Source organism: Nitrospirota bacterium, from assembly GCA_035516965.1.
Classification (GTDB): Bacteria; Nitrospirota; UBA9217; order UBA9217; family UBA9217; genus MHEA01.
Window position 1 is genome coordinate 124,036 of sequence record DATIZR010000061.1, and the last position, 15,683, is coordinate 139,718.

The window sequence follows — 15,683 nt, forward strand, 5'->3', positions numbered from 1 at the left end:
ATCAGTGAGAGCCTCCGCCCTTTCTGAAGATCATGCCGACACCGAAACCCGCCGTCAGCGCGATCCCGATCGAAAGGAAGCCATAGACGGCGCCGCTGTCCTTGGCCATGTTCGCCAGCATTTTGACCGTGCCCACCTGCTCCACATTGACCTTCGACTCCGCCTGCTCCACCACGCTGCCGTTCTTCACGGCATAGACCGTGACGAGGTAATCGCCGGGCGCCGCCTGATAGGGCCAGTCCGTCAGGATGTAGTACTCCTGCCTGCCGGCAGCCGTTGTCTTGGTCGTGATCCCGCCGAACGCGGAGGTATAGACCTTGGAGTCCTCCTTGAACTTGACGAATTCATCGAACCACTTGGCCTTCTCTTCTTCATTGGTGACCGGGGTCACCTCCACATGTTTTTCGAGCGCGGGATAACCGATGACATGTTTTTCCTGCTCTTCCTTGCTGAGCATATCGTCGAGCTTCCTGGTGCTGTACACGGCGTAAAAATTAGGCGTCTGCTCGAACTTGAGCTGCCCCACGTTCATCCACAGTACCCCGGCGACCTTGCCCTTCTGCTTCAGGACCTGATGGCCTTCGGGGGAGGTCATCTTGATGACCAGGTCGACATTGGGGTCCGACTCGCCCCGTACGCTCACCGTGCTGCCGTGATAGAAGAAGTCGATCGTGATGTGGTCATGGTTCGCCTTTGCCGTAAGCATGGCGAAAGCGTCATGGGTAATGCCGAGTTGCAGCATACAGATTGCAAATAAAGCTGCTATGATAAATTTGAAATTCGGTTTCATTAGTGTCCCCCTGCCTGTGAAAGTAGTAACGAAGGTGCAAGCGTTAGTTCAAACACGATCTTGACGGTCACGGCGAGCACGATCCCCGCCAGGAGGATCTTGAGCTGCTCGGCTTTCAGCTTCCTGCCGAAGACGGCGCCGACCTGCGCGCCGACCGTGGAGCCCAGGAGCAGGAGCACGGCGAGGACGAAGTCCACGCTGTGGTTCGTATAGGCCTGAAGGAAGGTGACCTCGATGCAGGTGAACAGGATCTGGAACAGGCTCGTTCCGACCACGACGTGCATCGGCATCCGGAGGATGTAGACCATGATCGGCACCATCAGGAACCCGCCGCCCACCCCCATGATCGCGGCGAGCACGCCCACGAAACCGCCCAGGACGATCGGGACGAGGATCGAATGGGTGATGCCAGATTTTTCAAAGCGTGTCTGAAAGGGCAGGGACTTGAGGAACCTGCCCACGGCGGACTCGGTCTCTTCCTTCTCATCCGCTGCAGCGGTATCCTTTTTCTTTTTCATGCTCTGCAGGCTTTCGATGAACATGTACACGCCCACGATGCCGAGCATGAACACGTATGTCATCTTGATGACGAAATCGGCGTTGCCCATGGCGTGGAGCAGCTTGATCGCCTGCACGCCGACGATCCCTCCGGCGAAGCCGCCCACCAGGAGGTACAATCCCATTTTGAAGTCCACGTTGCCGACCTTCCAATGCGCGTACGTGCCGGACGTCGAGGCCGCCACGATCTGGTTCGAATCGGTCGCCGCCGCCACCGTCGAAGGAATACCGAACATGATGAGGAGCGGCGTCATGAGGAATCCGCCGCCCACGCCGAATAGGCCGGAAAGCAGGCCCACAGCGAGCCCGAGCCCGACAGGGATCAGGATATTGATGCTGGTCAGTGCCACAGGTAGGTACAGGTACATTTGTCTTACTCCTTTTCGCAGGTTAAATTTATCTCTCAGCAACCGAAATCACCGAGGGTTCAGAGAACTGCTCCCTCGTGAAAGATGAACATCTTCCTCGGTGTGCTCTGTGTCCTCTGCGGTAAATCCTTCTTCACGTTCCTCTGGATGCCCTTGTGAAGATCCCGGTCCCGGATTTTCCGTATTACACCAATGCCGCCTGGCGGGTCATGGTGACGATCGGCCGCGAGGCGGTCCTGACCAGCCTGTTCAGGTCCTTCGCGGTGACGTTCCCCGACTCGGTGATCAGCGGGCTCAGCACAACCTTATCGATCCCCGCATGGCTCTTCAGATAAGTCCGGATACCAGATACCGCGTCCAGGTCCGTGTCCTGGACCTTCACGGTAATCCCCTCCTGAGCGCATGTCACCACGAGCTTTTCGACCAGTTTCCTCGACCGCTCGGTCGCCTCAGGAGCAGGGCCGGCCATGATCTGACGCGCCGTATCATGCTCGCCGGCCTCGGCGAAGGTGACAGCCGTCATAAGCGTCTCGAACTTGTCGATTAGGTTCCTCTTCTTCTGGACAAGCAGGAGCGTGATGTCCTCATACATCGCCTTTGCGAGTTCGACGGCGTAGGACACCCCCTCTTCGAGATTCTCATCACGGTAGGTCACGAACAGCAACTGTCTCTTTCCCATGTGTCCAACCTCCTTTACCAGCGCATTTCTGTATTATATGTTAGCAATAGCGATGCCAACGCATAACATACTGTATTTATGAACTATTTAATATTTTATGGAATTTGTTCCGTTTCAGAATTGAACGCACGTGAACACTGATGGAGAAAACAGGATAGGATAGAAGCAGGGAAAGATGGTCAGAGTCCTTTATTAACGGGGCTGAAATGCTTTATGTCCGATATTTTGCCTCCCCTAAAGCGGCTTTCAGAGAATTATTTGATGTGTTTAAATATGGAACAGCGCTGCATTGATTATTCTCAAGAGATCCTTGCTTCGCTCCCAACGATCCTTTCCATACCTCAGAGGGAGTTGTACGCGGTTACAAAGGACTGATTTTTCAATCGTGAATTACGAGGAGAAAGTTTCAGAGGCTCGGAACGGGGAAGGTGAAATATCAGCGTGGCTAATTTACCGGAGGATGCTATCCTGAACTAGCATTTTTATCTCAGGGAACTGTCCCGGATGGCTGACTCGGAAAATCTCGTGCTGCAAGACCATTCGTTCATGCGGCGCCGACGATCTTTTCATACTCTGCTATGACCTCGTCTTTCTGGTTCCTGATTTCCGCAGAGAATATGAAAAACTTCGATTTTCTTCCGAGCAGCCTGACGTCAGCGAACAGGGTATCGCCAGGGCCGGCGTTCTTCTTATATCGTACGACCTTCTGGACAACATAGGGATCACGGTCCAGCCCTTTCACCGACATCGGGATCAGTGCCGCGGCTACAAGACAGGCAAATTCATCCTGGGCATACCCCGGGTAGGTTGGAGCCCCCGGGAAATGGCCCTCAAGGTCGGGGTCGTCAATACTGATCCCCTTGACGCCTGTCATGAGATTCGGCGAACTGGAACAATACAGAGCACCGTCGATCTTTCTGAGTGCCGCTCCGCGGTGGGGCAGGATGGTCTCGAGGCTTTCCCTGTTGAAACAAAGGAACGGAGATTCCCTCGCTTTGCTCAATACTCCCGTCACTGCAACCCTTTTAGACCGGGGTGCCGGATCTAAGCGATGAAGATTCTGACTTGCCAGCATAAGGTAAGTATAATCAGCGGGTTGGTTTTGTCAAGCATTCTGCGGGTTTTATCTTTCGCATCAAGAGATGTATGCTGAGCGTATGAATGCTGGGCGGGATGAGTTTTACAGCGGGGCTGTTATGTATCATTAGTAAGTAACAAATCGAATTCTTTACAAAACGGCAAGAAAATTTCTCGCAGAGGCGCAGAGAAAATAAAAAATAATTCGCCATGAAAGACTTTCGGGTTTTGGTTTTAAACTCTGCGTGCTCCGCGAGAGACGCCTTTAGCTTCTGGTTTTGATCCGGCTTGTCCGGGTTAGGATTATAACTTCGTCAGCTGTCCTGGTCGCCGTTTTCATCCTTCAATATCCTCCACAGGCTCGTCCTCGAAATGCCGAGCACCTCCGCCGCCCGGGATCTGTTGCCGCCGAACAGTTCAACGACCTTCCCGGCATATTCCCTGTTCAGTTCATCGATGGTCTTGATCTTGTCAGGCTCGATCGTTTCGATCTGGAACATCTTGATCGTCTGGGGCAGGCTCTCGGGAGTGATCAGCGTCCCCTTTTCGAGGATGATGGCGCGCTCGATGATGTTCTCGAGCTCGCGGACGTTCCCCGGGAAGCTGTAGTGCAGCAGCACCTGCATCGCCTCTTTCGTGAACCCTGCGATCTTCCTGCGCGACCGCGGCAGGTGCTTCTCGAGGAAATAAGTGCAGAGCGGGACGATGTCGTCGCGCCGGTCCCGGAGGGGCGGCGTGAATATTTCCATGATGTTCAGCCGGTAATAGAGATCCTCGCGAAACCTGCCCTCCGCGATGACCGTACGCACGTTCTGGTTCGTGGCGGCGATGAAGCGCACGTCGACCCTGATCGGCCGCGTTCCGCCCACGCGGTAGAACTCCCCCTCTTCGATCACCTTGAGCAGTTTGGCCTGGAGATTCGGGGCCAACTCGGCGATTTCGTCGAGGAACAGTGTCCCCGTGTCGGCTATCTCCACCAGCCCCTGCTTGGTCTTGACCGCGCCGGTGAAGGCGCCCTTCTCGTGCCCGAAGAGTTCGCTCGCGAGCAGTTCCTCGGTCAGGGTCGCGCAGTTGATGGACAGGAAAGGCATGCCCTGGCGCCGGCTCGTAAAGTGGATGATCTTGGCGAGGAGGCTCTTGCCGACGCCGGTCTCGCCCGTCAGGAGCACGTTGCAGTCGGAGTCCTTCATGCCTTCGATCACGGACAGGATGTTGTTCATGGGTTCGCTCTTGGCGATGATCGATACCTTCTTATCCTGGTCCGCGTACGCCTTGAGCGCGACGTTCTCCTTCCTGAGCGCACGCTGGTCGAGGATCTTCCTGACCTTGAGCAGCAGCTCATCCAGATTGAAGGGCTTGGTGACGTAATCGTAGGCGCCCTTTTTCATGGCGTCGACCACGGAGCCGATGCTGCCGAAGCCGGTGATGATGATCACCTCGGATTCGATCTGCCGCTCCCGGATCCGCTCGAGCAGCTCGATCCCCGTCATACCCGGCATCTTGATGTCGGCTATCAGAAGATCAAAATGGTCCTTTTCGATCCTCTGCAGCGCGTCCGCGCCGTTCTGCGTGCCAATTGCCTGGTAGCCCTCCTTCTGGAGCGCGTTCAGCAGGTGCTTCAGAGTGATGTCTTCGTCTTCCGCGATCAATATCTTGAATGCCATAACGAAAATTCCTTCCGGAGTGGGACGCGGATGAACACGGTTTTCACCGATACGTCCGGCAAAGCGTCTTTCCCGTTCCCTCCGCAACGATCAGCTCTAGCCACGTCCCGATCCCTGTTTATATCTTTTCCGCCGGCAGCGTGATCGTGAACGTTGTCCCCTTCCCCTCTTCGCTCTCCACGACGATATCGCCGTAATGCTTCTTAACGATATTATAGACGATGGCAAGTCCAAGACCGGTGCCCTTGTCCTTGGTCGTGAAAAAGGGTTCGAAGATCTTGTCCGCGGATTCCCGGGCGATACCGCTGCCGGTATCGCTGACCCGCAACACCACGGTTTCACCGGATTTTTCCACCCACGCTGCAAGCTCGCCCTGCCCCTGCATGGCGTCGACGGCGTTCAGAAAAAGATTCGTGAATACCTGCTCCAACTGGACCGGGTCGGCCGACACCACGATCTGCGGCGGCTGGGCCTCCAGCGAGAACCGTATTCTGGCGAGATCGCGGCTGCTGCCGATATGCCGGAAGGCGTCCCTGATCAGCCCCGTCAGCTCTACCTCGCGGAACTGGGGCTCCCTGCCGCGCGCGAACTCGAGGAGGTCTCCAACGATCCGCTTCACCCGCTCCGTCTGTCCCACGATATCGACAACCGCCTCCTTCAGTTCGCCGGAGCTGGCATCACCGGCCTCCTTCTGCAGGATCTGAGCGGAGAGATAGATGTTGTTCAGGGGGTTGTTGAGCTCATGCGCGATGCCCGACGCGAGCGTGCCGATGGCGGCGAGCTTCCTGGTCTGCATGAGCTCCCTGTTCTTGCGATCGAGCTCGGTCTCGCGCTGCGCAAGCTGATCCTCCATGTCATTGAACTTCCCGATCAGCACACCCACCTCATCATGCTCCGTGCGGGGGGAACCGGGTTCCGTCAAGTGAGGATAGGATCCCCGCCCGGTCCTCTCCACGACGCTGATCAGGAGCCTCAGCCTCCTCACGACATTCGTGCTGATGAAAAACAGCATGCCTATGCCGACAATGAAGAACACGGGAAAGAAGATCAGGATAGCGACTTGCGAGACGCGGATCACGGTCTCGGTCTTTTCCCGCGCGATCTTATCCAGGTCCTTTGAGATGACCAGGATGTCCTCCCCGGTCTTCCGGAGCGCCATTATCTCGGCATCGAGCTCTTGGAGGCCGGTGACCAGCGCGTGACCCCGGGGAAGCGAAAAAATCTTTTCAAGGAAACCGGCGGCCCGCGACGGCTGCTCAAGGAACGTGGATTCCACGAGGGCGAGAAACCGGGCATCGCTCCGATTCGCCGCTCTCGTACCGGCAAAGAGATCGGTGAGACGTTTTGCCGATCCTTCGATGGTATTGAAGTGCCGCTCATATTCGCCGATGCTGCTCCGCAGGGACAGCTTGTCCGCCTGGTCGATCTCCGGGTTCTGCATCAGCAGGACTTTCAATTCGGCCAGGTACGCCCGGACCGCCGCGGACTCCTCGTCGGCCTGCCGCGGGCTGTACAGGAAATAATTCTTTTCGTGCCGTCTGAGCTGAAGCGACTTGCGGCTGATCGTATCCGTGATCTCGAGATACCGGATCTCGCGCTTGATCTCGGTGAAGCTCAAATATTCGAATGCCGCGAGGATAGCGATGATGGCAGAGCTGGTAAGAAAGCTGATTGCGATCTTTTTCTTGAGCGACATGGCCCACAGTACCACAAGAAAAGACCCAAGCGCAAGTCAGAAAAATCCTGATAGATGCATCCTTGAGCCGACTTTGCACGGAACATCACGGCCTAGGAGTAAAGGCCTGCGGCGCGATCGAACGACCCGCTCTCCGCCCAAGTAATGCCTTCTGTGCCCGATCATTACAGAAGGACAGATCTGCCCGCCCGTCGGAACCTATGGGAGGCGCTGTCAGTTAAATTACCAAACTCTGGTGTTTTAACATGGTCCAAATCAGGACAGTGTCTGATAACCACACAATAAATAAAGAATCATAAGAAGGCACGCATTTTGCTGCTAATTATGGTGATACCAGAAATTATATGGAGGCGGCATGAAAGACAGACGCCAAGTCGTTCTTCTCTCCCTCGCAGCCGTCTTTTTCCTCTGGACCGTCCAATCCGCCGTTGATGCCTTCATATTTCATAAGAGTGGATTTCTGAGCCTGCTGCTTTTTGACGTTTCCCTGCACACGGTATATTCCCGCGTGCTCATGCTGGCGGGTCTCGCTGTGTACGGCATCGTGATCACCGAGATCCGAGACATGACTGAGCGCAGTCGGACGGAAGAGGAATCGCGAATGCATCACGAGCAGATGGAGAAAAAAATACTGGAACGGACCGAGGAATTGCATGCCATCAATGAGCTCCTGCAGAAGGAGATCCAGGATCGGACGCGGACCGAGGAGGAACTCTGCCGCTCGGAAACTTTTCTGGACACCATCTTCGACAGTTTCCACGACCCTTTCTGCATTGTGGACAGGGAGTACCGCATCGTCAAATTCAATGGTGCCTATGCGCGGACCAAGGACAAACAGCCCCAGGAGCTTTTAGGGAAGACGTGCTATGAAGTGCTGTACAAAAAAAGCGGCACCTGCGAAGAATGCGTGGTTCAGAAGACATTCCTGTCCGCGAACCCTTGCGTCAAAGAGAAGATGGTCGCCGCACCGGGCATGACGGACGCGTGGATCGAGATCTGCACCTATCCGATATTCGACCGCGACGGGCGGGTATCGCATGTCATCCAATATTCCCGGGACATCACGGAACGAAAAAGGGCGGAGGAAGAGAAGAGACTGCTGATCGTGAACCTGAACCGCCTGTCGACGACTGACAGCCTGACTGGCCTCCTGAACCGCCGGGCGCTCAGCGATGCCCTCCAATCCGAGATCGAACGTGCGCAGCGGTACGGTAATGATCTGTCCCTGATCCTCTGCGATATCGACAGGTTCAAGAAGATCAACGACACGCACGGCCATGCCACGGGCGATGGAGCGCTCCAGGCAGTTGCGGCTTCACTGAAACGGTGGCTCCGGAAGACGGACATCCTGGGACGTTACGGGGGAGACGAGTTCATGATCATCCTGCCCGAGACCGCACCTGCAGGCGCCAGGCAGATTGCGGAGAAGATCCGCTCCGCTGCCGCTGAGATCGCGCTGAACGCGTCAGGGAAATCGCTCGGCATATCGCTCAGCATCGGCGTCGCCAGCTGCTGCACGGCCGTCGATACGATGGACAGCCTCGTAAAGCTCGCCGATGCAGCTCTGTACAAATCCAAACACCGGGGAAGAAACAGGGTGTCCTCAGCGAGGGCATAGCAACACGATATCCCCAACCGCGGCTCCCGGTTGGTCGGCCTCCGGACCATCCTTACTGTCATTTCTCCGAATCCTATCATTCCCTGGGCGCCGTTCGTGATCCTCATGACCGTCAGGGTCAGGCTCATGAAGAGCCGATGAGAATGCCGGGCGCGCTCTCTTGCTTGCCGGGTGCTGTCCTCGGCCGGCGTACCGCAAGCAGCCCCGGGTGCAGGCCGCCAAAAAAGGCTGAAGGGAATGACCCTTCAGCCTCGTGCATTTGCCGGCTGCTCCTTCAGGACTTGACGACGAGCACCGGGCAGGTCGCATAGCCGATCACCTTTTCCGCCACGCTTCCCATCAAAAGACGTCTCAGCCCCGTGCGGCCGTGGGAGCCGATGACGATCATATCGGCCTTCTGCTCCTGGGCCAGGTTGTTCACCGCCTGGTGGGCCTCGGCCTCGCCCACGAAAGTTTCGGCCCTGACACCGGCGGCCTCGGACTGGCTCTTTACCTCGGCCACGAACCCCTTCGCCTTCCTGATCAGGTCCTCGACCGCCTGCGGAGCCTCCGCATAAAATTCGGTGGGAACATCCACGACGGAGAGGACCTTCAGCTCACCGCCGTAGGATTGAGCGAACGCTATGGCCCGCTTCGCGGCAAGGTCGCTGTACTTCGACCCGTCCGTGGCCATAACGATGGTCTTCCAGCCGACCTTCGTCCCGTTCGGCACGACCAGCACGTCCCGCTGAGAATGGCCGATGACGCGGGCCGTCACCCGCCCGACGAGCATGCGCTCGACGGGACGGAGGCCGCGTCTTCCCATGATGATCAGGTCGCAGTTCTCGGCATCGGCCAGGTCCACGATCCGCTCGTGGGCATCGCCCTCCTCGCAGACCGTTTTGATCAGCGCCCGCTCCTGCTCGGCGAATTTCCGTGCGTCACGCAGGGCATCCTCACAGGGCTTTCTCAGGGCGGCCCTGATGTCCTTGACGCCAATGGTCTCGATCTCGCCGTCGTAGGGAGGCACCACGGACGTGACGGTTATCCAGCACTTCTCATCAACAGCAAACCGGAACGCCTGCAGAAGCGCGTTCCGGCTTGATTCAGAACCATCGACAGCAACAAGGATCTTTTTATATTTCCCCATGCTCCAGGGCCCCCGCAGCATGCTGCAGTTTCTCGGCCTGTTTGCCCTGCCACATCGCACGAAGGACGATGAAGGCGCCGAGCAGCAATGCGAAGATCATTATAGCAAAGCTGGTCGTCTTCAGCAACTTGACCGTGGCGTCGCCGAGCTTGGAGATCAGCCCGAGCTGGGAGAGATAGACCGGTACCATCAAACCGCGGCTGAAGAGCACGATCACCATGATCAAGCCCATCACGACCTTGATCATGAAGGGCTTCACATAGGTCGTCCCGATGGCGCCGAGCTGGATGCCGAAAAGCGAGCCGGCCAGGATGATCATGGCGAGACGGATGTCGACGAGGCCGTGGAGGGCGTACTTGAAGGAGCCGCCGAGGCCCATCACGAAGGCGATCACGAGCTCCGTGGCCGAAGCCATCAGGCTCGGCGCGCCCAGCACATAGATCATGGACGGGACGCCGATGAACCCGCCGACCGCGATGGTCGCCGCCAGCATGCCCGTCGCAAAACCGAGGGGGATCGTGAACAGGACCGAAACGCGGGCATTGATGCTCTTGAAATAGACCATGGTTCCGGGGATGTTGATGGACTGCACCCACCGGGCGAGCCTGCCCGCCTTCTCTTCCGCATGGGTGTTGCCGGACTTGTAGGTCTTCCAGGCGTCGCGGAGGACGAACCCGCCGACCGTCGCGAGGATCACGACGAAGGCAACGCTGACGTAAAGGTTCGACCCGGCATCGCCGAAGGAGGCCTTGATCTTTTCCTGGATGCTTGCTCCATAGAGCACGCCCGCTTCGGCCGAGATGCCGAGAACGATGCCCAGCTTCACATCGACCTGGCCGTACTTGGCCCTCTTGATCGCGCCCACGAGGGCCTTGGGGAACTTATGGCACATGTTGCTCGCCACGGCGACGAGCCCGGGGACCCCCAGGCTCATCATGCCCGGCGTCAGAACGAAGGCGCCGCCGGAACCAATGAATCCGCTGACGAGGCCGCCCACAAAGCCGACCCCGAACAGGTAGAGGAGCGTAATGGTGTCGAGATTGATGAAATTGGCAGTGATGTCATGCATCTTACTTTACCTCCTTTTTCTTCCTGGCGGCCTCGACCCCCAGAACGGTCCAAAAATGCCCGGTGAACGTGCCGTGAACAAATGAGAATAAGAACGCCGTGACGATCGGCAGCAGGGCGTACATGCCTCCCTTGCCGAACATGCTGTTCACCACATCCTGATTCCGCAGGAGAGCCGCGTAGAGCGCCAGGGAGATTACTCCCAGGACGATCATTGCGGTCACCGGCTTCTTTTTGCTACTGCTTGTTGCCATGATGATTCCTCCTTGAATGATTTTAACGAACCAATCGTGCCCTTCCACGACGTTGCTATAGTTACACCTCAGTAATGTATATTTCTGCTCACGCCCTTGCCCCGTCCATCACCACCACGAGCGGGCATTTCAGCTTCTGCCACAGTTCGGAGAGCATCGTGTCCTTCTTGTTGCAGTCCTCGTCCAGGCTGCTGGGCGACTCGACCACGGCGAAGAGGATCTCTTTTTCCCGGTTCGTATAATCGATGACCGCCTTCTTGAGGCACCCCGATCTGCGGATCACCCGGTACGTAATGCCCTCGTCCGCCAATTCACGCTGCAGTGCCTCGAGCCCGGGATCGGCCAGCGCCGTGGTGGACGAGACGTAGAGGAGATCGATGGCCGCGCCGATCCGCTTCGACGAGTTGACGGCATACTTTACGGTTTTTCCATCGATCCGTCCCTGCCTGAGCGCAAGGAGCACCCGACGGCCTTCCCTCATAAAGGACTCGGCCGCCTCGCGCTCCCCCTCTTCTGCAAAGGAAACCGCCGCAAGGGCGCTTTCCATTTTTTTCATCATTTTGTTCAGCTTGTTTTCCATGCGATTCCCCGCATTTTCTGATCCGGCTTTTCAGGGCCTGAACCGCTCCCGGCTCAGTCGGCGCGAACTTCCTTTCTCGCCGCCGGTCTCTGGGTCGGACGATCGCTCTTCCGAACGCGCCCCTCATTCATGATCTGCCGTGCCGTTTCGAATTCACCAGCTTCCGCATAGCTCGCTGCAACCATCGCTGTCTCGAATTTCTTGAGTAAGGTTTTCATGGCTCCTTACCTCCTTTCGGTTATTTACTAATGTATATTTCAACATACATGCCAGAACGGGGAAATGTTATAAGCAATTGATTTAGAATTGTTTTTAAAATTTCTACACTGGGCAAATGCGATACAAGACGTTAAATTTTGCAATGCTATTTCCTGCTACAGGCATTACACATTGAATTTAAAAAGAAATTTTATATGTTGCATGAAATCGTCGGACGTTGTAAAATGCAACTCAAATCTACCATCCGCTGCCGACCATGAAATTCTTCAAGAGCTCAAACGACGATCAGCAGGAAGTCATCATTGAAGACCTGCGCAAGAAAGTATCGCTGGCAAAAATGCCTGCTGCGGTTCAGCGCATTGCCGAACAGGAGCTGGCGGTCCTGTCGAAGATAAACCAGTCTGCGGCTGAATACACGATCGGCGTCACCTATATCGACTATCTGATCTCCCTCCCCTGGAACCTCAAGACCGAGGACAATCTCGACATCCCGAGGGCCGAACACATCCTGAACGAGAACCATTTCGGACTCAACCGGATCAAGGAGCGCGTCATGGAGCACCTTGCGGTCAAGGTGCTGATGACGAACCGGAAACCGCGCGTCCTCGTGGTGGATGACGAGGAGATTGCGCGGAAGAACCTCTCCCATGTGCTTGCGAAAGAGGACTATGACGTGGCCACCGCGGCCGACGGCGAGGCGGCGCTCCGGGAACTGGACGCGGCGGAGTTCGATGTGGTGATCACGGACCTGAAGATGGGCCGGATCGACGGCATGGAGCTGCTCGATCGCGTGCGCGTACGCCACCCCGATACCCGGGTCATCATGGTGACCGGATACGCGACGGTGCCGTCGGCGATCGAGGCCGTGAAAAAGGGCGCCTTCGACTACATCGCAAAGCCGTTCAAGCTCGACGAAGTGCGCGGCGCGGCCAGGCGGGCAATGGAAAAGAAGGTCCTGCGGTCCAACACCAAGGGCTCGGTCCTCTGTTTTGCCGGCCCTCCGGGAACGGGCAAGACCTCGCTCGGCAGATCGATCGCCCGCGCGCTCGGAAGAACGTTCACGCGCATAGCCCTGGGCGGGCTCAAGGACGAGGCGGACATCCGTGGCCACCGTCGCACCTATGTGGGCGCCAAGCCCGGCAGGGTGATCGAGGAGATCCGCCGCGTGGAATCGGCGAACCCGGTCATCATGCTCGACGAACTGGACAAGGTGGGCAGGGACTTCAAGGGCGACCCGGCGTCTGCGCTGCTCGAAGTGCTCGATCCCGAACAGAACCGCACGTTCGTGGACCACTACCTGGACGTGCCGTTCGACCTCTCGAGCGTAATGTTCATCGTGACCGCCAATGTGCTCGATACGATCCCGGACGCGCTGAGGGACCGTATGGAGGTGATCGAATTCACGGGTTACACCCAGGAAGAGAAGTTGCAGATCGCCTCCCGGTTCATCTGCCCGAAGCAGGTGCGGGAGAAGGGCCTGTCCCCGACGCAGGTGGCCTTTTCGAACGAGGCGATCGCCAAGATCATCCAGGAGTACACGCGCGAGGCGGGGATCCGGAACCTGGAGCGCCGGGTCGCTACGATCTGCCGCAAGATCGCCCGCGAGTCCGTGGACGGAAAGGTAGCGCACGGGACGATGCTCGTATCTCCCGACGCCGTCGAGCGTTACCTCGGTCGCAGCAAGTATCATTTCGAGGTGATCGAGGAAAGGGACCGCGTCGGCGTGGCCACCGGCCTCGTCCGGACCGAAAGCGGCGGAGACATCATTTTCGTCGAAGCGGCGCAGATGAAAGGCAAGAAGGAGCTGATCATCACCGGCTCCCTCGGGGACGTGATGCGTGAGTCGGCTCAGGCGGCCCTGAGCTACATCCGGAGCAACGCGTCCGTCTTCGGCATCCCCGAAGACTTCTTCGAGCATCACGACATCCACATCCATGTCCCCTCCGGCGCCATCCAGAAGGACGGCCCGTCTGCGGGCATCACCATCCTCGTCGCGCTTGCCTCGCTCCTGACGAAGCGCCCCGCGCGGCGGGACGTAGCCATGACCGGCGAGATCACGCTGACGGGAAGGATCCTGCCGGTGAGCGGGATCCAGGAAAAGGTGCTCGCGGCCCGTCGCGCCCGGGTACGGATGGTGATCGTCCCGGCCCGGAACCGGCACGACGTAGCGGAGATGTCCGACGCCGCGAAGAAGGACATCGAGGTTCGCCTCGCCGATACCATTCAGGAAGTGGTGGATGCGGTGCTGCTTCCGGATGCGGAGGGAGGTATGCGGAATGCGGAATAAAAGAGAGGCAATCCTGCAAAGTTGTCTTCTGAGGGTAGCCAACGGGGGCCGCCCCTACAAAGGTATCCGCGGTATCCGCGTTCGACCGTGTTTATCCGTGGTTAAAAAGCGATGATCATGTTCAACTACCGCCCCAGCATACGTCAGAAAATCACCCTCGGCTACTTTGCGATCGTGGCCATGATCATCGCCCTGTCGCTCTTCACCTTCTTCGAACTGCGGTTCATCGAACGGAAGATCATCTTCGGGGAGGCCATATCGGAGTTCTTCGATACCACGCTCGAGATCAGGCGGTTCGAAAAGAACTACTTCCTCTACGAACAGGCGACGGATTATCTCGAAAACACGAAGTATGTGGTCAAGGCGCTGGAGCTGCTCGAAAACAACTCGACCGGATTCGCGGCCCTGTCCTCGTCATCCCAGATCGAAACGCTCCGGGACCGGCTGGTCACCTACCGCCTCCTCGTTGACCAGTACGCCGCGATCAATAAACGGAAGCGACAGAGCAGAATGGTCGAAAACACGGCAAACAAGACCATGCTGGAGGGGAAGATCCGGGTCGCCGGCAAGGACATCACGACCATAGCCGAGGATATCTCGAAGACCGAGCGCAAGAGCCTCCAGATGCTGCTCAAATCGTCCCAGCGCATCCTGGTCCTCTCCATCGTGCTGCTCTCCCTCGCCGTCATCGCCATCGGCCAGGTCTTCTCCCAAGTCGTCGTGAAACCGCTCAAGCTCATCGAGAAGAACATGGAGGTGATCGCCGACGGTCGGTTCGAGAAGATCCAGATCGAGTCCCGCGACCGGGAGATCGCTTCGCTGACAAATGCCTTCAACAAGATGCTCCGGGAACTGGAGCTCCGGCAGCGGCATCTCGTCCAGTCCGAAAAGCTCGCCTCCCTGGGCACGCTGCTCTCCGGCGTGGCCCACGAGTTGAATAACCCGCTGTCGAACATATCTTCGTCGAACCAGATCCTGATCGAGGAACTGAAAGAGGCGCAGGAAAAACCGGAGAGCGGCGGGTTGCCCCTGGACCCCGCCTTTGCCAACGAGCTCCTGACGCAGATCAACGAACAGACGGACCGGGCCAGGAACATCGTCCGCTCGCTGCTCGAGTTCTCGCGGGACAAGGACTTCAAGAAGCAGAGCCTGCCGGTCCGGGCCCTCTTCGACGAGACCCTGCGGTTCGTGAAAGGCCAGATCCCGGCGAACACGGCGATCAGGATCGAAGTCCCCGACGATGTGGCGATCACCGCGGACAAGCAGCGCATCCAGCAGGCGTTCCTGAACCTCATCAAGAACGCGCTCGATGCCGTTGCCGATCAGGGGGGCGGGACCGTGTCGATCACCGCACACCGCCACAGCGCCATCGACAAGGCCGGCGACGACGACACGGGCATCTACAACTATCTCAAGTACCGCGGCAAGTGCACGCTCGAGCAGGACACCGTCGACATCGAGATAAGGGACACCGGCCCCGGCATCCCGGTCGAGGCGATCCCGAAGATCTTCGACCCCTTTTTCACGACCAAGGATGTGGGAAAGGGTTCGGGTCTCGGGCTGTTCATCGTCCATGAGATCATCGAAGAGCACGACGGCTGCATCGCCGTGGACAGCGGGCCGGGCGAGGGAACGACGTTCCTGATGCGTCTGCCGGTGAAGTAACGATAGGGTCAGGGTGCAGAGCGGGTGAAGG

At 57.7% G+C, this 15,683-nt stretch carries 14 protein-coding genes; 3 read left to right on the top strand and 11 right to left on the bottom strand.

Annotated elements, in window-relative coordinates; genetic code table 11:
* Position 1: 1 nt before the first annotated feature.
* The 6 genes from VL197_09535 to VL197_09560 all read right to left on the bottom strand — a co-directional run bounded on the left by VL197_09535 (position 2) and on the right by VL197_09560 (position 6,832).
* On the bottom strand, positions 2–790 hold the full coding sequence (locus VL197_09535; GenBank protein HUJ18217.1) for a TIGR02186 family protein: 789 nt from the start codon (positions 788–790) through the stop codon (positions 2–4).
* Positions 790–1,716, bottom strand: coding sequence for a sulfite exporter TauE/SafE family protein (locus VL197_09540; GenBank protein ID HUJ18218.1), 927 nt, complete (start codon positions 1,714–1,716; stop codon positions 790–792). Before VL197_09540 ends, VL197_09535 begins: the two co-directional genes overlap by 1 nt.
* Positions 1,717–1,900: 184 nt before the next feature.
* Positions 1,901–2,395, bottom strand: a complete 495-nt coding sequence (locus VL197_09545; protein HUJ18219.1) for a hypothetical protein — start codon at positions 2,393–2,395, stop codon at positions 1,901–1,903.
* A gap of 544 nt (positions 2,396–2,939) precedes the next feature.
* Positions 2,940–3,410, bottom strand: coding sequence for a hypothetical protein (locus tag VL197_09550; GenBank protein ID HUJ18220.1), 471 nt, complete (start codon positions 3,408–3,410; stop codon positions 2,940–2,942).
* A 376-nt stretch (positions 3,411–3,786) separates the two neighbouring features.
* Positions 3,787–5,136 (bottom strand): sigma-54 dependent transcriptional regulator, encoded by a 1,350-nt coding sequence (locus VL197_09555; protein ID HUJ18221.1) that lies wholly within the window; start codon positions 5,134–5,136, stop codon positions 3,787–3,789.
* 118 nt (positions 5,137–5,254) lie between these two features.
* Complete coding sequence (locus VL197_09560; protein HUJ18222.1) at positions 5,255–6,832, bottom strand: ATP-binding protein; 1,578 nt, start codon at positions 6,830–6,832, stop codon at positions 5,255–5,257.
* A gap of 355 nt (positions 6,833–7,187) precedes the next feature.
* Between VL197_09560 and VL197_09565 the strand changes: the two genes are divergently transcribed.
* Positions 7,188–8,450, top strand: a complete 1,263-nt coding sequence (locus tag VL197_09565) for a diguanylate cyclase (protein ID HUJ18223.1) — start codon at positions 7,188–7,190, stop codon at positions 8,448–8,450.
* Positions 8,451–8,724: 274 nt separating this feature from the next.
* On the opposite strand, the gene VL197_09570 is transcribed toward VL197_09565, so the two are convergent.
* The 5 genes from VL197_09570 to VL197_09590 all read right to left on the bottom strand — a co-directional run bounded on the left by VL197_09570 (position 8,725) and on the right by VL197_09590 (position 11,699).
* Entirely contained in the window at positions 8,725–9,579 is an 855-nt protein-coding gene (locus VL197_09570) for a universal stress protein (protein HUJ18224.1), read from the bottom strand.
* Positions 9,566–10,648: a sulfite exporter TauE/SafE family protein gene (locus VL197_09575; protein ID HUJ18225.1), complete on the bottom strand. Its 1,083-nt coding sequence runs from the start codon at positions 10,646–10,648 to the stop codon at positions 9,566–9,568. The genes VL197_09570 and VL197_09575 overlap by 14 nt, the downstream gene beginning before the upstream one ends.
* A 1-nt stretch (position 10,649) precedes the next feature.
* Complete coding sequence (locus VL197_09580) at positions 10,650–10,901, bottom strand: hypothetical protein (protein ID HUJ18226.1); 252 nt, start codon at positions 10,899–10,901, stop codon at positions 10,650–10,652.
* An 88-nt stretch (positions 10,902–10,989) separates the two neighbouring features.
* Positions 10,990–11,481 (bottom strand): hypothetical protein, encoded by a 492-nt coding sequence (locus VL197_09585; protein ID HUJ18227.1) that lies wholly within the window; start codon positions 11,479–11,481, stop codon positions 10,990–10,992.
* 53 nt (positions 11,482–11,534) lie between these two features.
* A complete protein-coding gene (locus tag VL197_09590; protein ID HUJ18228.1) occupies positions 11,535–11,699 on the bottom strand; it encodes a hypothetical protein in 165 nt (54 codons plus the stop codon).
* A 257-nt stretch (positions 11,700–11,956) separates the two neighbouring features.
* Between VL197_09590 and lon the strand changes: the two genes are divergently transcribed.
* Positions 11,957–13,987, top strand: a complete 2,031-nt coding sequence (gene lon, locus VL197_09595; GenBank protein ID HUJ18229.1) for an endopeptidase La — start codon at positions 11,957–11,959, stop codon at positions 13,985–13,987.
* 117 nt (positions 13,988–14,104) lie between these two features.
* Positions 14,105–15,652, top strand: a complete 1,548-nt coding sequence (locus VL197_09600) for an ATP-binding protein (protein ID HUJ18230.1) — start codon at positions 14,105–14,107, stop codon at positions 15,650–15,652.
* Positions 15,653–15,683: the final 31 nt, after the last annotated feature.

What these genes read in the sequence shown, in the direction of transcription:
- VL197_09535 (HUJ18217.1), bottom strand. Translation starts at nt 790, where the DNA reads ATGAAACCGAATTTCAAATTTATCATAGCAGCTTTATTTGCAATCTGT.
- VL197_09540 (HUJ18218.1), bottom strand. Translation starts at nt 1,716, where the DNA reads ATGTACCTGTACCTACCTGTGGCACTGACCAGCATCAATATCCTGATC.
- VL197_09545 (HUJ18219.1), bottom strand. Translation starts at nt 2,395, where the DNA reads ATGGGAAAGAGACAGTTGCTGTTCGTGACCTACCGTGATGAGAATCTC.
- VL197_09555 (HUJ18221.1), bottom strand. Translation starts at nt 5,136, where the DNA reads ATGGCATTCAAGATATTGATCGCGGAAGACGAAGACATCACTCTGAAG.
- VL197_09560 (HUJ18222.1), bottom strand. Translation starts at nt 6,832, where the DNA reads ATGTCGCTCAAGAAAAAGATCGCAATCAGCTTTCTTACCAGCTCTGCC.
- VL197_09565 (HUJ18223.1), top strand. Translation starts at nt 7,188, where the DNA reads ATGAAAGACAGACGCCAAGTCGTTCTTCTCTCCCTCGCAGCCGTCTTT.
- VL197_09570 (HUJ18224.1), bottom strand. Translation starts at nt 9,579, where the DNA reads ATGGGGAAATATAAAAAGATCCTTGTTGCTGTCGATGGTTCTGAATCA.
- VL197_09575 (HUJ18225.1), bottom strand. Translation starts at nt 10,648, where the DNA reads ATGCATGACATCACTGCCAATTTCATCAATCTCGACACCATTACGCTC.
- VL197_09580 (HUJ18226.1), bottom strand. Translation starts at nt 10,901, where the DNA reads ATGGCAACAAGCAGTAGCAAAAAGAAGCCGGTGACCGCAATGATCGTC.
- VL197_09585 (HUJ18227.1), bottom strand. Translation starts at nt 11,481, where the DNA reads ATGGAAAACAAGCTGAACAAAATGATGAAAAAAATGGAAAGCGCCCTT.
- VL197_09590 (HUJ18228.1), bottom strand. Translation starts at nt 11,699, where the DNA reads ATGAAAACCTTACTCAAGAAATTCGAGACAGCGATGGTTGCAGCGAGC.
- lon (HUJ18229.1), top strand. Translation starts at nt 11,957, where the DNA reads ATGAAATTCTTCAAGAGCTCAAACGACGATCAGCAGGAAGTCATCATT.
- VL197_09600 (HUJ18230.1), top strand. Translation starts at nt 14,105, where the DNA reads ATGTTCAACTACCGCCCCAGCATACGTCAGAAAATCACCCTCGGCTAC.